We start from the raw sequence: 18,060 nt of genomic DNA on the forward strand, positions 1-18,060 counted from the left end.
TCTGATCACTCGCTTATTTTTTGTCATGCCACTAGACTGGTTCTTTTTGTCTTTTTTTTGTTGACTGCTATCGAGTTATATAGATCATTCGGTGCATAGACCGTTTGCCGCGTTCAACAAGGAAGTTGGACTATGCGGCAGAGAGGGGGATTAATGACCGACGGTTTTAAGCCAAAGATCCTCATATGCTCGGAATGTGGGGAAGAATTCGTGTTTACGAGTGCGGCGCAGCAGTATTTTGCGGAACGGGGGTACACGGAAGATCCAAAACGCTGCAAGACTTGTCATACTCGTTACAAAAAGTCCCAGCGAGAGGGACGACAAGAAGAGACCGTTCATGCGACGGTCGATGGTCAACGGGTAGAATAAACAGAACAGCCCCGGCGACTGATTCACCGGGGCCGGTCCTGTTGGCCGAAGACAGAGAAGAATAATAACTCGCGATTCGTACTATCTTAAGAGTACCATCTTTTTCACATCTTGTGAGCCCGCGCCCAGGATGCGGTAGAAGTAGATGCCCGAGGCTACGTTGCTGCCTTGTTCATCCGTACCGTCCCAGATAACCTCGTGTTCACCGGCGGTGATATTGGTGTTGAGAAGAACCTTGATGCGCTGTCCGGCGACATTGAAGACGTCAATGGTAACTTCACCCGCTTCACCGATGGTAAAGGCGATATGTGTCTCGGGATTGAACGGATTCGGGTAATTCTGTGACAGATTCACTCCCTGAGGCAGCATACTGCCGGGATTGGTGTTATCACCTTCATCCTGGTTGTCGTCTTCATTATCTTCAGTCCCGGCTGAGAGGCCGACGATAAGGTCGGCATGCATGGTCGAGGCCGAGAGACTGATATCTTCAACACCGACCAGTGAACCGGTTCCATCGTAAGCATCGGAAGACGGATTGCTGAGGCTGTTAAAATTCGACTGGTTGTATGTGCCGGGGAAAGGATCGCCCGCATCGCCGTTATCACTGTTGTATTCGAGTTCATAGAGGCCGTCAGCCTGTTCTAAAGCGACCATTGAATGATCAGAAGTGCTGAGTCCGGGATACCATTCTTTGGTATTGTTCGCCTTGGCGTCATCGATATGCCAGATCAAAAGGCCGCTACCCGGCAGATACGTATCATAGCCGGTTTTCTGACGGTTTTCTATGAGGAAGTATTCATCCGATTCGGAGCCCGTGTTCCACAGACGATAGGCTTCGGCGTTATCGGTTGCATTGCCGATCGGCTGCTGTTCCACGTTGGCGGTTATGTTGGTCGGGGTAACGATCCCAAGTTCTTTTTTCGCCCAGGCACAGAACTGAGCCGGACGTCCGCCGCGAGAGAGCGGTCCCAGCCATGATCCGTAGCTCATTATGCACCACTTACCAACTCCTTTGGAGCTATAGTCGGTGTCATAGAGATCCGGGAGACCGAAACCATGACCGAGTTCATGAGCATAGACACCAATGGTCATGTCACCGGGGCTGGTCCAGTACTCCGGCTGAATAGTGAAATCCGAAACCCAGACACCGTCCACGTATTTAGGTATTATTGCCCATTTGTGTGACCAGATATCGTCGTCACTGCCGGAATACTCGGCGCCTGTTCCGGAATGGATAACGATAAGGACATCAACCGTGCCGTTGTTGTCGTTGTCGTATTCCGAAAAATCGACGCTGGCGTTGACGGCATCAACCATATCCTCTACCAGTTTCTGGGTATTGTTGGGATAACTGCCGGTGCCGTTCTGACCGTCGACGTAGTAGGCGTAAGGCTGAGGAGCGGTTTGCCAACCGGCTACCGATGGGAGATTAACCGTAACCAAGTCGATCTGTCCGAAACTTACCGTCGAATAGTAATCATGGACGGTATAGCCGGCTTCGTCGAATATCAGACTGTCAAAAAACTCCGCTGAAACCTGGCTGGTGTTATCGCCAAACTGAACGAGAATTGCCAGGACTTTAAACGTCGTGACATCTTCAGGTGATTTTACGACAGTCTTGGAGGCGGCAAACGTACCGGCGAACGGTTCAAAACGTTCGGGTGAATTGATTCCCTTAGTCCGCATAGCCGAAAGGTTTTTCAGGAAATAAGGCTCGGCCTTCTGGCCGGATTTAATCTGCTCCACCAGATCCGGATGAGGCGGAGAAGCTACCGCAACGGTTGAAAGAATCATTAACGAGGCTGCCGCCAACATTGAGAGAAGGCTCAATTTCTTGCGATTGTTACAGAACTTGTTCATCGTTTTCTCCTCTGAATCAAGGGCCAACTTGTTCCGATGAAACATTTCGCAAAGGGGATGCCGTCTTCCCGTAAGAGTCGTATTGTGTTGTAGTGCAATAGGATAATGGCTGTAGTAAGGGAGCTGCCCTATTGTTTCTGCGATTTCTGAAACAGTCAATGGGGGAGACGCCCTATAATCTGCCGAGGTGTCGCCATGCCTCGATTTTACACCGGGAGCTGTGAGGTTGGGGTATTAATAAAGGCCGGGAATCTCTGTGAGAGTGAGATCGTGAATTTCATGCAATAATGAAAAATCCCGGCATCATCGACGACGCCGGGATTTAAAAGATGCTGCGGTAGCTTTATAGTGATTTAGAAGTCAAGTCCAATTGAGAATGCCACGTTAAGACCTTTGGCCGATCCCGAACTAAGAGTAGCTCCGGTTTGTACGGCCGCATCAATTACGAATGGAGACAGGTTCAGTCCGGAACCGAAGGAGAATCCGGTTCCCTGAATTCCACCGGTACCGAATCCGGCCCGAAGCGGTACGAAACCCAGCCCAAGCCACTCGGCGCCGGCCGCAATACGCGGTTTGGCCGAGGACCCGGCCGTAGTCTCGAATCCCTGAACCCAGTCTATTGCCCAAAGGAGTTTGCCGGTTGTATTGGCCAGTCCGACTGTCATGACCTGCGGCAGGCTGGTGCTGAACGGATCGATATCTTCGGTGTATTCTTCTGACACGATATAATCATCGGAGATGTTATCGACCGTCATCGTGTCGAACGAGAAGATATAGCCGTGCTCTTCGGTATTATTGGTCCAGTTGATGTTGCTGATGAGGTTACGTACGGATAGCCCCACAGAGTAATCATCACTCAACTTCAACGCAGCGCCGACGTCGACACCCCAGCCGCTGCCGCCGGTAGCGGTTTGAGCGACCAGATTGCCTGATCCTTCAAAGCCGGTTGACCAGGTGTTAACCGATCCATCCAGCTCGGTGATCCGTTCCACTGCCAGGCCTCGGATATACTTAGCGGTTGCCCCCACGGCCAGTTGCGAATGCGCCGTGCTATAGAGCGGCATCCCGTAGGAAAGCCCGGTTTCTACATAACCGATAACATCGGAATAAGATCCTTCGAGAGAAATATCCTCTCCGATGGTGTTGCCGTTCAGGATCAGATCAATGACATCTCGGTTAAGATTGATGTTGGCCGCACCGACGCCGGTTGTCGACAGTACGAACGATCCGAACGATATCGACATGGCTGTAGCTTCAACCTCGGCGGTAAGATGCAGGCCGTCGGTTGGAATTTTACCCAGCAGGTAATCCTTATCTTCCTGACTCAAAACCGCCCCTGTGTAGCGGTTGTAATCGTCAAGCGTGAGGGAGTTGTTGGTCAGGTTGACGCCGACACCAACTAATTGTAACTCACTGTTGCGACGATCTCCCAAGCCCAGGTTGGCCGGGTTATAACGGGCCGCTTCAACTCCGGTAGCAAGACCGGTATAAGCTCCCGCCAGAGCGATACTGCGAGCGGATGATTGACCGGATGCGGCCGATCCCGGAGCCAGGGTGGCGATTAACATCAGTGTCAGGACCAGGGTAAACAGGCACAAGCCGATCCAGCGTCCCGCACGACCGCCTGATTCCATATTTCGAATATCTCTACTAGACATGGCGGCCTCCTTAGAACTCTCCGTCGAAGAGATACTCGATCTCGATTCGACCGTTTATCGTTACGTAATCATTCTGGGTGATCTTAACCGCCTGCCCGTCGGAATCATGGATCAGCAACTGCTGCCCGATATAGAGCGGGTCGTTCTTGAGCACCTGAACGTCGTCGTTAGTCAAAAGAATCTCCTGTACCCCGGTGCCGGCTTCGCCGGTAACGATACCATTGGCATCGGTGGGGGCGGCGCCGACTTCGATCGGACCGATGGTCAATTGCGGGTCAGTGTACAGACTCGCAGAGTCCGGTCCAAAAAACACCTGTACGGTCATGCCGATCGGAAGGTGTGAATCGACCTGATAAACGAAATGCGCGATTTCGACATGCTCGGTGATTTGATCGATATCTTCCTGGTCGATATCCTCCGACTCCACATCCGTTTCAACCAGCGATTCATGCAACACCAATTCCATCGGGGTCACGATAGCGACTCTTCCGAAAACCCAGTCGTTATCGAAAACGGTTCCTTCGGTGACGCCATCACCGAACGAAGCGCTGCCGCGAGCGGTCAGATGTTCTGGAAGAGGGGAGAGAAACGCTGCTATTTCATCGTTGATAAACGTAGAAACAACGGAAGCACTGGTCGTACCCGGTTCTACATCTCCACTAATGGTTAAGATACGGCCATCATCTCGAACCAGCTCAATGTTCAAATCTCCCGGCAGGTTGACATCGTTTTCGATTTCAAGCGTCAGTATCGCTGAAACCAATTCCAACGAGTCGAATCCGGTGGGGACTTCGAGATCGACTGAGATGTCATCGAAAGTTGCGGCGCTGCTTTCAAACACACCGGTAACGGCACTGAAAGACAAAGCGCTTAACTCCGCGGTGATGGCAATCGAGTCAGTTGAGGTGACAACCACCTGCTGTCCGTTAGACCCCGGGATGAGCGCCGTCAATTCTACCGGGAGCATTTGCGGTACCGTAATATCGCTGGGAATCAGTTCATATCCATTCAGGTTACGCGTCAGTACCGCAGTCTGACCGGCAGCGACACTGGTAGTTAGTACGACCGATTGTCCCGATAATTGCAAGTCGGGAATCGTAACTGTCAAATCGGACGAAAGTGACGTACCGTTAACAACGGTCACGGTCAATTGTCCGGAGGTAAGACTGGCCGTGGTGAGACGATCGGTGCGGTCTATGGACAACTCCTGAGTATATTCGAATAACTGAGATGGCACCTCGGTGATGGCGCTTGAGACTTCCATCCCCGGGGTGAAATTCATGCCGGTTTCCATGTATCGTGTCGAGGCTTCACTTACCGTTCCACCTTCGGTATGACAGCGGCTGTCGACACGAATCTGATTGGAGAAAGTTAACCCGGCCAGGTCGATGATACAAGTGTCGGTATGTCCGGCTATAACGATGTTGGGAAAAGTATCAGTTGCGATTACCCTGCGAGAATATGAATCGTAGAGCTGAATTATCGCACTATCAAGGTCTACGCCGAGATTATTTTCAAGGGTTACTATAGCTTGTCCCGATGCTACCGTCAACCGCGTGAAGTTGTCGAAAACCGGCAGGGCGTTGACAACCGAAAATCCCTTTTCCGGTATAATTGCGATATCACCAGGCTGGCTGGTGGCAAGTCCGGTAATAGCGGAAAGAGATATCAATATCGGTGCCACGGTGGGCGGAGTGACCACAATGGGAGTCACGCGTTCAGTTTGGATGTAACTGACGGCCGGTACGGTAAGAACGGATTCATCGAGCCTAACCGTGTCGAGGTCACGCGCAATAGAATAAGTAATGTTGCCGGAATCATCCATCTCCAGACCTTCCTGATCGATTTTGTCGATCAACTCGGTCATAGGGTAGGTCCGATTGACCATCGGTACGGTCCACTGCGTTGTCCAGGTCGGTGATTCCGGTTTCTTTATCGTACATTGCGCCAGAGTCAGCACCCCGATCACAATGATCATTCCCAATAATAATTTACTGCCCCAACGGAACACTATTCCCTCCAGAAAACCCTTTTGCTCAAGTTCATCGAGGCGACTTTTTCTTCTCCGGCCCATATTCGTCCCCTTTATAACGAGGTTCTACATTCGTTTCAGCTTCGCTTACTGCAAAGGCTGTGCCGGGGTGGGTGGTGCCTGTAATCGGTTGTAAGATTAGAGGTTATAGCGTCCAGACAGGGTGTGCGTCATTTGGGGGAACCTTGTAACTTCGGTAAAGTGTGGGGCTAATCCCATATTGCGCGGGAGTCGATCATTAGCTATAATTGATTATTCGAGGTGAACGTATGGGGATGCCTAAATACGATCGTCTGCTTTACATTCTGAATCTTTTGCGAAGTCGAAGAAACCTGAATGCGGAAGTTCTGGCGCAGGAGTGCGGAGTAACCGAGCGCTCGATCTATCGGGACATGGTGGCACTCAGTGAAGCCAATATCCCGATCTACTACGACAACGGTTATAAGCTGGCCTCGGACAATTTTCTGCCCCCGCTCAATTTCGATTTCGATGAATACCTTGTGCTTAAAACCACGCTGGAAGCTTCACCGCTCAAGTCGACCGGCAAGTATCGCGCAGTAATAAAAAGATTGCTGGCCAAGCTAGAGGCCTCGATCCCCGAACCGGTGCGTCGACGCAGCAAATTCACACCACCGGCAACCCACCTGGCCATTCTGTCCTCAGTCGAGCAACAACGTTGTGAAAAATGTTATGGGCGAATCGAAACCGCAATCAACGAACACCGCTGCCTTCGCATTAAATACAGTTCTATTCAAACCGGACCGTCCGAGCGGATAGTAGAGCCTTATTTCATTATCTTTCGCGGCAAGGCTTTTTATTTTGTCGGGTTCTGTCGGCAACGGGAGGCTTTTCGCACTTTCCGATTGGACCGAGTAGAGTCGGTCGAATTACTTGAGGAACATTTTGTGCGACAACCCGAGATCGACGCTGAGACTTATTTCGATGGCTCCTGGGAGGTTTATTCCGGAATACCGACTGAAATCAAAATACGAATGAAAGGAGCCGCCGCTCGGGTAGTTCGATCCGGCAAACATCATCCGGATGAGAAGATTGAAGAAACGGGAGACGGTGGTGTCATTTACTCGGTCGTAACCCGAGGAATCGATGAGATCCAACGTTGGATTCTTGGCTTCGGAGCTGATGTCGAGGTTCTCGAGCCGCAGCAACTGCGCGACCGCTTACACCGTATCGGTCAGTTCTACAAAAAAACGTACTAATCCTCGAAACGCGTTCTCCGCTTGACATAATCGCCACTTTTGGTATCATAAGGGAGCAGAGACGGTGTGCCAGATACTCACCTGGCCCTAATGAGAATACAGAATTATCCGGGGCGATCCGATAGGTAAACTAATATGACCTTATTGCGACCAATTGCTGTAGCGCTATTACTGACGCTGGTAATCTGCGTTGGAACCGGCCGGACTCAGTCGATATCACTTGATCATGTCGATGGTCTCTATGCCGTCGATACCGTTTTTGTCGATTCCATCTTGACCTTTTATATCCGCATGAGTGCCGGTGAATCCAATTATTTGGGAATCACCAACGGTTTCCGGGTATACTCGAATGATGGTGCTCAATGGAATGCCACTGCCGCCGACACGACCGGAACACTTGGGGGAGCGCAATTCGATTTAGCCTGGGTGATTTCGTTCTTTAGCTGTGATGGTCAGGAAGCGGACACGATCGGCATCGGCGGTGCCGTCATGAGTAATCCGGTTGGCATGCCGTCTGGTTTCGATGATATCACTCACACCATTCGTATTGGTCCAATCGACGATTCCTATCACGGAAAGACGATCTGTCTCGATTCGTGCTATTATCGCACCGGTGGTTTCTGGAAATGGTCCATTTCATCCGGTAACGATGTCTCACCGGCCTGGGACGGCCCCCATTGTTTTGATATCATGGATCCGGTTTCAGACGACGACGACGACGGCATAATAAATATCTACGATAATTGCATCCTGACCTATAATCCGGACCAGGAGGATATCGACTCCGACGGAATTGGCGATTCCTGCGATAATTGCCTCACAGTTTTTAATCCTTCACAGGATGATATCGACTTCGATGGTGTCGGCGGATTATGCGATAATTGTTCGCAGAAAGCCAATCCGGACCAGGAAGATTTCGACGAAGACGGTGTGGGAGATTCATGTGACAATTGTCTGGAGATAGCGAACCCGACACAGGCTGATCCTGATCGTGACTTCATAGGCAGTCCGTGTGACAATTGTCCTGATGTAGCCAATGCCGATCAGAGTGATGTCGATGGGGACGGTTACGGAGACTTATGCGACAACTGTCCTGATACGGCCAACGCCGATCAGTCCGATATCGATTCGGATGGCTCCGGTGATCTATGCGACGAGTGTGTCGACACCGACGGCGACGGTTTTGCGAATCCAGGCTATCCGGCTACGACTTGCGGTATTGATAATTGCCCCGGTATTTACAACCCGGGTCAGGAAGATACCGACGGCGACGGGGTCGGAGATGCCTGCTCCTGCTGTGAATATCGCGGTGATATCAATCATAGCGGCAGCACGGCTGATATCGCCGATCTGATTTACATGGTTTCCTATATGTTCCAACAGGGACCGGCGCCGCCGTGTACCGAGGAATCGGATGTCGACGGCCATTACGATGGCCTTACCATTGCCGATCTGGTTTTTATCGTGAGTTACATGTTCCAGCAGGGTCCGGAACCACCTCCCTGTATCCAGGCCGAATAATCATACAGGAACAGGTTTACGAAAAGCGGGATCTCTGATCCCGCTTTTATACGATTGAGCGTAACTGCTTTTGCAGACAGTTTTACCTTGACCGTTGAGTGAGGTTTATTCACTTTTCTGAGCGTGAAAGCACTTTCGGTCAGGCAATTATCCATAGCCGGTCTGATTGCAGCCCTGTATGCGATTCTAAGTATCGTGTTTCAACCGATATCATTCGGGCTGTATCAGGTACGTATTGCGGAAGCGTTGACGGTTTTACCGTTTCTGACCGGAGCAGCCATACCGGGTCTTTTCATCGGCTGTGTGCTTGCCAATGTAATCGGCGGGATGGGCTGGCTTGATATTGTCGTGGGGCCTTTATTGACGCTAGTGGCGGCATTACTGACACGAGCCGCCTATCATCTCTCACGCCGAAGTCGTTCACGCTGGCTTTCAGTGATCCCGTTCTTGCTTTTATGGGCCGGGGGCATTTGTCTTCTGACCGGTTTATCCTACAATCTGTCGATTGGCATTGGCATCAGTCTCTCGGTACTGGGTATAGCCCTGGTGATGCTCAGTGAGTCGCATCGAGGTATCCTGGAGAACTTAAATTACATCGTACTGACTGCCGGGGCATTGTGTGTGTTAATTTCGGGGTATTTTCTGTACGCCGGAGATAATAACTGGATGGGTATTGTCGGGGAGTTGTCGTTGTTGGCGGCAGCATTGGTAGGTATGTTGTTGGCCCGGATTCACAAAGCCGGGGATAATCTTAACATGATTATTGCACCCTTGCCGCCGGTATTACTCAATGCGTTTGGGGTTTCAATTTATCTGGCTCCGATCATGGGAACCTCGTATTGGTTTGCGGTTCAGATGGTCGGAGTAGGGCAACTGGTGGCTTGTTACCTGATTGGCCTGCCGCTCTTGATGTTACTGCGACGCCGCAGTCTTTTTTTGATTGACAACCAGCCGGATGCCGGTTAGACTTAGCCCAAAATGAGAATAACCCGAGTCTTACAGGAGTCTCGATGGAAGCTTTAGGAATGATTGAAACCAAGGGGCTGGTAGCTCTGATTGAGGCATCTGATGCCATGGTCAAAGCGGCCAAAGTTACCCTTGTCGCATACGAGAAAGTCGGCGGTGGATTGGTAACAGCTATCGTGCGCGGTGATGTAGCCGCCTGTAAAGCCGCTACCGATGCCGGTGCTGCCGCAGCTCAGAAAGTCGGTGAACTAATCAGCGTCCACGTCATCCCGCGGCCGCATTCCAACGTTCATGAAATCTTCCCGACTAAACTGCCAAACGAATAAAATAAAACATCTTCGGGAGCTTTCTTAAAGCTCCCGTTTTAGTCTTTGATTATGCCCGATACCTCCCCGAATCCAAACGTTGAGGATATTGTCAAAGCGGTTCTGAAAGAACTCCAGAACGGTAACTCAACACATACAATACCGGCGCCGGCAATTACCCAGAGTCAGGCCGAAGGACCGACTTCGCTGTGGACTCCGCCACAGAACAGCGGTTTAAGACCCTCTGGTTCCGATCGACTCTGTTTGTTCGATTCGCTTGACGATGCCGTCGAAGCAGCCCGCCTGGCGCAGAGGAAATTTCTGGATATCTCGCTGGAGAAGCGGAAGGATATCGTGGCCAACATTCGGCGACATGCCGTCGCCAACGCCGAACGTTTAGGCCGGGCCGCGGTTGAGGAAACCGGGTTGGGCAAAATGCCCGACAAGATGAACAAAATCCTCCTCCAGGCTCTGAAAACACCCGGACCGGAGGACATCAGTCCCGAGGCTTACACCGGAGACAACGGCCTGACTCTGGTGGAACCGGCTCCCTGGGGCGTGGTAGGCTCGATCACTCCGAGCACCAACCCGCCTTCGACCGTGCTGAACAACTCCATCTCCATCATTTCGGCCGGCAACAGTGTCGTGTACAATCCGCATCCGTCCGCCAAGAATGTTTCGGGAGAGATGGCTCGGCTGGTGCATGATGCCATCGTTGAAGCCGGCGGACCGGAAAACCTGGTGACCTGTATGGCCTCGCCGACAATCGAGTCGGCGCGGGCGCTCTGGTCACACAAAAACATCGACCTCGTCATGGTTACCGGCGGCGGCGCCGTGGTAAAGGCGGCCATGACATCGGGCAAACGTGCTATCTGTGCCGGGCCGGGCAATCCGCCGGTCGTTATCGATGAAACCGCCATTTTGCCCAAGGCCGGTAAGGATATCGTTGTCGGCGCATCGTTCGACAACAACGTTCTGTGCAGCGATGAAAAAGAGATCTTCTGTGTCGATAAGGTGGCTCACCGTCTCAAGCGTGAAATGATCGCCAACGGCGCTTATGAGCTGGAGGGACACAATATCGATAAACTGACCAAGATTCTGATCGAAAATGATCCCGCCGGGCAAGGATACCGGCATGTGACGATCAATCGTCGTTTCGTGGGCAAGTCACCGGATGAGATTCTTCGTCAGGTCAACATTACCCCGCCCCCGGGCACTAAGCTGGTTTTCTTCGAGGCTCCCTGGGATCATCCTCTCGTTATGGCCGAGCAGTTGATGCCGGTTATTCCTTTTGTCCGTTGCAAGACGGTCGAGGAAGCGATGGAGAAGGCCGTGATCGTCGAACATCAATTCAAGCATACCTTCGTGATGCATTCCACGAGCATCGTCAATCTGTCCAACATGGCGCAGCTCTGTCGCGCCAATATCTTCGTCAAAAACGGTCCCAACATTGCCGGTCTCGGATTCGGGGGAGAGGGCTTCACGACCGTATCCATCGCCGGCACAACGGGCGAGGGCCTCACTCGCGCCCGTACCTTCACCCGCCCGCGTAGATGCACGCTGGTGGATTATTTTAGGATAATATAGGGCACGAGATAATGAAAGGGGAGTAGATGACCGCCGAGCCGAATTTCGATTTCGATGTGAACGCCACTGCCGCTGCTTTTCTCAAGGCGAACTTGGATAGGATGATAGATGGGTTATCTGAGACTCTCAAGGGAGTCAAAGGTCGGTTCATAACGCGCCTCAGAAGCGGCTATTCAGACTATATGGCGACAATTGCCAAAAATCACTCGAAGACCAAGTCTTTTTTTGTGAGAGACGAACCAGCCTACCTCTACGACACATATGTGCCCGTTGACCTGAGCATAGGAGATCGCATACTGGAGAACGCACAGTATAACGAAATCCAAAAGGTAAGCCAAGCAAATGTACTATGTGGTGGAGCTGGATGCGGTAAGACAGTTCTCCTCAAACACCTGTTGCTAAACTGCATCAAGTCTGGCGGCAAGCTGCCAGTATACGTACAGCTGAGGGATCTGAATAGAAGCGAGGTGACGATTATTGAATCCGTCAAGGATAGCCTGACAAGAGACGGATTGAAAGCGCTACGAACTCACTTTGAAACGGCTATGGAATTGGGACACTTCGCGATTCTACTGGATGGTTTTGATGAGATTGCTCACCATCGTCGAGATGAATTGGCTCGAGAAATCCGCGAATTGCCTTCGTACTACCCGAAGGCTGATGTCATTGTGACGAGCAGGCCAGATAGAGAATGTGAATCCTGGGAAAACTACACTAATTTCCATGTTGTTCCGTTGACCGTTGATAAGGCCTGTAAACTGGTTAGTTCACTACCAATTGATCGTGACTTGCGAACTAGGTTCACACGCGACCTAAGAATGCATCTCTACAGTCGCCATGAATCATTCCTATCGAATCCACTACTATTATCGATCATGGTCTTGACATATGGCGAGAATGCGGAGATACCGGAGAAGGTTAGTCTTTTCTATCAACAGGCTTACGATGCACTGTTTCATCGTCACGACGCGCTTAAGACCGGTTTCCGCCGCGATAGGAAGACGAAGCTTGATATTATGGACTTCGGCAGAGTGTTTTCGGCCTTTTCTCTCCGTACATACAACAAGAGAGAGCTTCATTTTCCCAGGCCAGGCGCCTTGGAACATCTGGAGAGATGCCGCACGATAGTCGGTTTGGAGTTTAAGACATCTGACTTCTTGGATGATGCACATCAAGCAGTCTCTCTTTTAGTTGAGGACGGTCTCGAGTTGACATACGCGCACAGGTCTTTCCAAGAGTATTTCGTCGCGCGTTTCATCAAGGACGCCAAGCCGGACCAACAGAAGAAGTTGTTGTATCGCTTTCTCGATACACCTTATCATCGCACCGACTCAGTATTGCGGCTCACATACGAAATGGCCGAAGATCTGGTTGAACGGACGCTCATCATTCCCGAAATGACGAAACTGAGGAAGAAGATCGGTTTTAGACGTAGAGTAACTATGCCCGTCTATCATAAGTTTCTGTCCACGATGGCTAATGAAGTGTGCGTACGTTGCCCTGGAGAACGCACAAACGGGTATGGGTGGATTGGCAACAACACGGCTCCAATTGAGGTCTATTGCTTGGTCTTCTGGAAGTATGTCAGGAAAGCCAGTATCTCGGATCGAGAGAGTGTATCCAAGGCCAATCTGATGTTCTGTCGGACGTATTGTGATGATGAACGAACGGACGTCCGTTTTAAGCCGCATGAGCTTGGCCAGAAGAGTCGGATTCTTAGGGACTTCGCAGCACTACCAGGTATTCTGAGCGCGGATTCACTGGAAAAGGTGCTCGAAACCGAGCGTCACATACAGACTCGGCACTTGGAAGCCGACGGTGAACTAGATGATTGGTTGCGTTGAAGACCGAGCTGTTGCCCTTAGGTGGGATGATAACGGTGCTTGCGCTGCTCGGGAGCGTAAAGACTGAAATCCTTGCCCCCCCTCGTTCCGGCGCTCTGCGGCGGAACGACGGCGGCAGCCGATATTCGGCCATCGCATCCCGAGCGTTATCAAGTCATGTCTCGCGATAGATACAGAATCTACGAGAAAGACCTCCCGCATTTCATAACCAGCTCCTTCATCTCCCGGCGTCCCCTCCTCAAACTCGCCGAAGTCCGCCGAATCATCTTCGACTCGCTCCGGTTCCTTCAGGACGAAGACGGCCTCGCCGTCTACGCCTACGTGCTCATGCCGGACCATTTTCACCTGATTGCCTCCGCGCCGGACCTGCCGCGCGCTCTCGCTCGATTCAAATCCTACACCGCTCGGCGCATTGTCGACCGACTGCGCGAGCGCGGCGATGAAATCGCGCGACGCGAGCTGGCCGCGCTCCGGCTTCCGATCGACGGCCAGAGGCAATATCAAGTCTGGATCGAGGGATACCATTCGAAGCAGAACATCAGCGCGAAGATGATGCGGCAGAAGATTCGGTACATCCACTACAACCCGGTTCGGAAGGGCCTGGTGCTGTCGCCCGAGCAATGGCTGTACTCCAGCGCCGGCGACTATGCCGGGCGGCCCGGGCCGCTGAAGGTGACGGTTGACTGGTAGGCGGCGATTGGCTTCGCCTTCGTTCCGCCGCAGAGCGCCGGAACGAGAAGATGGGGGAGCGCCAGATCGAGCGTATCAATCACCTGCGTTTTCGCCACAACATCATCGCAGACTACACTCGCAGGCCGATAACTGACAAGCGGGTTGGGCCGGAGGTCGACCGGGCTCGCGGATGAAGGCGCAACAACGCCAAACTAAAATCCGCAAAACGAACCCATTTCGTTGTAAACCAACTACTCTGAGTGGGTTGCACGGAAGCTCCGGCCATCTGATCCAGCCAACAATGCGAGTAGGGCCGGTCTCACCGAGACCTGCCAAGGCTGGCTTCGCCTTCGTTCCGCCGCAGAGCGACGGAACGAGAAGAGGGGGGGCGACGGAACGAGAAGACAAGACGGTGATTGCAGCGAGGACTGCGCTCAGGGATTCGGCTTTGTCTTGACAGCCTTCGACAGGACGACTAATATGGATCACAGTCAAACCACATTCGCCCAAAGAGAGGTGTCGATGCTTCGCCTTTTGTCCCTCGCGCTCGTTTGTGCTATAACTCTTTTTCTTGCCTGTTTTTCGCCCAAGGTCACACTCTATGCGATGGCCGATGAGGAGGGTCGGATTGCCGCTCCGACGAAAATCTACGTCGTGACCGGTCCGGATATGGAAGAAGCGTTTTGGTCCGACGACGCGGATGAAAACGCGCTGTATGCCCAACTGACGAACGAGCTGGCCGTCCAGTTGAAGGCGCAGGGGTATGAGCTGGTGTCGGAGCGCACTAACGCTTCTATTATGGCTGAAATATCGTTCTATCAGTCCAAGCCCATGATCAGCGAATATGGTGTGGTTGAGGATTATCAGGGCCTCTGGGAGGGGAAGGTTATGAGCCCTATTCGCTGGGTGAGGCACTCCCAGAAAAAGGTGCTGAGTTTGTCGATATGGAAGGCCGACCAATGGGTGCAACCGCTGGAACGGGCTGTTTTGTTGTTGGAAACGCTCGAAGAATTGAAGCCGATCCCGCCGGAGGTGAATCCGCTGTGGTTTGGATTCCTGGATGCTTCGTCAAGCTCGCTCGATCTTGCCAACCATATCGATGAGTACGTTGAAATCCTGATTTCGAATCTCGGGAAGTCCGTGGACGGGCAACGTTTTTCGATTCGCCCCGGGCGCATTGGAAAAAAATAACCGTAGTTTCATGTGCAGGCATCGCCGGACAATATCACAATTTCGTTTAGCGTGGGAGGAATGAAGTGAGTCTCGAACGTCCCTGGGAAGATGAATTTAATGCTCTGATAGACCAACTGCAGGCCTTTTACAGCGGAACACTCTTCGATCCCGATGTCCCCCGAGAGGAACGCCTGGCGAATCGACCACAGATGGAATTCGTCTGGGCTTACAAGAGTTTCGAAGCTATCGTGGGAGATCATAAAATAATGATAGAAATTTCGGACAGCCCGCTCGGTGAAGGTGGAAGCGTTTTGACTGGTGACAGCCTGCAATTTCTCCTCGTAAGTACATCGGCTGTCACCGGAGGGTCTTTTGGCATCCGTGAAGAAGGTGGCTGGGATCGTTTTCTGAAAGCGGCTCGTCTCGCCTGGGAACATCAAACCGGAGATGCCGAGTTCGATCGGCGGTTTTTCATTATGGGTGATCACAAGGATAAACCTGACATGATGAATCGGCCGGAATTAAGAACGATAGTCATCGAAGCAGCGCCTTTTGAGATGATTCATTTCACTCGGAGCCGAGTTTGTATCTCCGACATGATCGTTCGTAATAAGACGCTGAATATGGACCACGCCCAACGACGTATACGGGAAATCGCCGCCCTGGCGGATATTTTTGGGGCTGGCGATAAAACAAAATAGAGTATATGTATCTATCAATCAGTATGCGCCGGTCGGTTAGCGGCTGTGAGGGGATAATTTCGGTTGACAAGTTCTGTATGGTTCAATAACTTGCGTCATCTAAAACTGGTTTCCGGGAACGACCTTATCGAGAATTTGCCCAGAAAGTCAAATATCGAAGCAGTGCCCGATCGGGACCATCGCGCAATGGTGCGCATTGTTTGCGTTTGCTTGACACCGGGATCATCGAGATTCCGCCGGATCAGCGAACATTAGTGGAGTACAGGATGAACATCTACGTAGGTAATTTGTCGTTCGATACGACTGAAGATGACCTTCGGGATACTTTTGCCGCTTACGGTGAAGTTTCCTCCGTCAATATCATCTCCGACAAATATACCGGCCGTTCACGCGGTTTCGGTTTCGTTGAGATGCCCGACCAGTCACAGGCTCAGACCGCGATCACGGAGCTCAATGGTAAGGACCTGGGTGGTCGCGCCCTGAATATCAACGAGGCCCGGCCCCGTGAAGAGCGCGGCCCTCGCAGTGGCGGACGTGGCGGCGGCGGACACCGTAATCGCTACTAAATGACGCTCGCTTCAAAACGAGTCGATAATTAACGAAGAGACCGGTTTATAACCGGTCTCTTCGTTTAACGGCAACCCCGGTCGTTGTCCACGGATCAGGATAGACCTATACTCTGATATCGATTTGGGATTAGCAGACATCATTCCTTGTCTGAAGCGACCGCTTATGCCATATTCAATGCCTGAACATGGAACAATGCGAATCATTCAACGGAGGCTTACAGTGAAGAAGTACGCCCTATTGACTATGATGATTTTCATCATTTTATCGGGATCGGTTGAAGCCGCCGAATATCAATTCGGTAAAGGAGCGACTCTTTTCAACGGCAGTATCAGCTTGTCGTCCTGGGACGGGCGCATATACGACCAGGCGGATGGAGGGGCTTTGTTGAAGTACAGTTTCGAGATAGAGGCCGTACATTTCTTCTGGAATCGGTTCGGAATAGGGCCTTCGTTTCGTTATGCCGGGGACAATGATGAAAATATCGAATACGAGGATCTGGCCATTGGTGTAACCCTTTTGTACACCTTCGCTAAGACGGATTTCCGAACGGCGCCGTACCTGTCGATCACCGGACGATACCTGGATCAGGATATGGTCGATGTTGTCTGGGGTCGGTATTATGATTACTGGTCCGGTATTGAAAGTGAAAACTACTATGCCTATGAACGCAGTTGGGATGGATATGAGGTGATATTCGGAGCCGGTCTCATGGTGAAGTTAGGTGAGCATGTGATGTTGAACAATCGTCTGACCGGCACCATGCATCAATTGAAACGTTCCAATTGGAGCAACCATCGGGTCGGTCGCATTTGGGCGCTTAGCACCGGTCTGTCGTTTTCACTTTTCTAGGTCATGAGTAAACCCCGGAACAGGCCAGACAACAACGGGGTATAAAATGAAAGTCGATAACAGTGCTCAATTTTCATATTATTGGCTGTTTCCAAACGTTCGGAGGCACAGTATGAGATTAAAAGAAGCTGTGACGTTAACCGTTCTCGCGCTTCTGGCTGTGACAGGTTGTATTCCTCTGTCCATTAATCCCCTCTATCAGGATGGCGAGGTAATTTCGATTGAAGGAATCGAGGGGCTGTGGGTAATAGAAGGGACCTCGGACTGGATTAGATTTCAAGTCGATACCCTTGATCCGGGTTACATTCTCACCATGTCGGAAGATGACGAATCAACCTCGGTATTCGAAGCGCGCCCCGTCCGTGTCGGCGACATGCTCATGATCGATTTATTCCCGGCCGAGCCAACGGAGGAGACCCTTGGCGAATTTTACCAGGGACATCTAGTCCCGGTACACTCGTTCTATCGTATCGATGAAGTAGGAACGAGGCTGGGAATCAGCACTCTTGAGTATGATTGGTTGACTTCAATTTTGACCGATCACCCCGATGAGATTGCTCATATCTGGGCTGAAGAGGTGCCTATACTCACTGCTTCTACGAAGGAAATACAGGCTTTTTTACTTAAGTATGCCGTCGATCACGATGCCTGGACTGAAGTGGCGGAGTACGTGAGGAAGTAGTTTCAAAAGCGAAGCCCAAGACCTATACCAATCGTTGAGGGATCGCAACGGCTT

General features: G+C 51.6%; 15 protein-coding genes. 12 read left to right on the plus strand and 3 right to left on the minus strand.

What is annotated here, in order from left to right; genetic code table 11:
• Positions 1–450: 450 nt before the first annotated feature.
• From PLF13_05555 to PLF13_05565, 3 genes are all read right to left on the minus strand, one after another.
• On the minus strand, positions 451–2,229 hold the full coding sequence (locus PLF13_05555) for a M6 family metalloprotease domain-containing protein (protein HOP06742.1): 1,779 nt from the start codon (positions 2,227–2,229) through the stop codon (positions 451–453).
• A gap of 353 nt (positions 2,230–2,582) precedes the next feature.
• On the minus strand, positions 2,583–3,887 hold the full coding sequence (locus tag PLF13_05560; protein HOP06743.1) for a DUF5723 family protein: 1,305 nt from the start codon (positions 3,885–3,887) through the stop codon (positions 2,583–2,585).
• Positions 3,888–3,897: 10 nt separating this feature from the next.
• Entirely contained in the window at positions 3,898–5,961 is a 2,064-nt protein-coding gene (locus tag PLF13_05565) for a hypothetical protein (GenBank protein HOP06744.1), read from the minus strand.
• Between the two features lie 227 nt (positions 5,962–6,188).
• Between PLF13_05565 and PLF13_05570 the strand changes: the two genes are divergently transcribed.
• The 12 genes from PLF13_05570 (at position 6,189) to PLF13_05625 (ending at position 18,006) form a co-directional block, all read left to right on the plus strand.
• Complete coding sequence (locus PLF13_05570; protein HOP06745.1) at positions 6,189–7,136, plus strand: YafY family protein; 948 nt, start codon at positions 6,189–6,191, stop codon at positions 7,134–7,136.
• A gap of 135 nt (positions 7,137–7,271) precedes the next feature.
• Positions 7,272–8,657, plus strand: a complete 1,386-nt coding sequence (locus PLF13_05575; protein HOP06746.1) for a thrombospondin type 3 repeat-containing protein — start codon at positions 7,272–7,274, stop codon at positions 8,655–8,657.
• 123 nt (positions 8,658–8,780) lie between these two features.
• Entirely contained in the window at positions 8,781–9,623 is an 843-nt protein-coding gene (locus PLF13_05580; protein HOP06747.1) for a QueT transporter family protein, read from the plus strand.
• A gap of 44 nt (positions 9,624–9,667) precedes the next feature.
• Positions 9,668–9,949, plus strand: a complete 282-nt coding sequence (gene eutM / locus PLF13_05585; GenBank protein HOP06748.1) for an ethanolamine utilization microcompartment protein EutM — start codon at positions 9,668–9,670, stop codon at positions 9,947–9,949.
• Between the two features lie 51 nt (positions 9,950–10,000).
• The gene (locus PLF13_05590) at positions 10,001–11,515 is read left to right on the plus strand and encodes an aldehyde dehydrogenase EutE (GenBank protein HOP06749.1); all 1,515 of its coding nucleotides are present in this window, start codon (positions 10,001–10,003) and stop codon (positions 11,513–11,515) included.
• 26 nt (positions 11,516–11,541) lie between these two features.
• Positions 11,542–13,359 (plus strand): NACHT domain-containing protein, encoded by a 1,818-nt coding sequence (locus PLF13_05595; GenBank protein ID HOP06750.1) that lies wholly within the window; start codon positions 11,542–11,544, stop codon positions 13,357–13,359.
• Between the two features lie 72 nt (positions 13,360–13,431).
• A complete protein-coding gene (locus tag PLF13_05600; GenBank protein HOP06751.1) occupies positions 13,432–14,049 on the plus strand; it encodes a transposase in 618 nt (205 codons plus the stop codon).
• A gap of 462 nt (positions 14,050–14,511) precedes the next feature.
• Positions 14,512–15,222: a hypothetical protein gene (locus PLF13_05605; GenBank protein HOP06752.1), complete on the plus strand. Its 711-nt coding sequence runs from the start codon at positions 14,512–14,514 to the stop codon at positions 15,220–15,222.
• A 65-nt stretch (positions 15,223–15,287) separates the two neighbouring features.
• Positions 15,288–15,905 carry a hypothetical protein gene (locus tag PLF13_05610; protein ID HOP06753.1) on the plus strand — a complete coding sequence of 206 codons (618 nt, stop codon included), beginning with the start codon at positions 15,288–15,290 and terminating at the stop codon, positions 15,903–15,905.
• 266 nt (positions 15,906–16,171) lie between these two features.
• Positions 16,172–16,471 (plus strand): RNA-binding protein, encoded by a 300-nt coding sequence (locus tag PLF13_05615; GenBank protein ID HOP06754.1) that lies wholly within the window; start codon positions 16,172–16,174, stop codon positions 16,469–16,471.
• A gap of 223 nt (positions 16,472–16,694) precedes the next feature.
• Positions 16,695–17,324: a hypothetical protein gene (locus PLF13_05620; GenBank protein ID HOP06755.1), complete on the plus strand. Its 630-nt coding sequence runs from the start codon at positions 16,695–16,697 to the stop codon at positions 17,322–17,324.
• Positions 17,325–17,436: 112 nt separating this feature from the next.
• The gene (locus PLF13_05625) at positions 17,437–18,006 is read left to right on the plus strand and encodes a hypothetical protein (protein ID HOP06756.1); all 570 of its coding nucleotides are present in this window, start codon (positions 17,437–17,439) and stop codon (positions 18,004–18,006) included.
• Positions 18,007–18,060: the final 54 nt, after the last annotated feature.

The organism is Candidatus Zixiibacteriota bacterium (genome assembly GCA_035380245.1).
In the GTDB taxonomy this organism is placed as follows: Bacteria; Zixibacteria; MSB-5A5; order GN15; family FEB-12; genus DAOSXA01.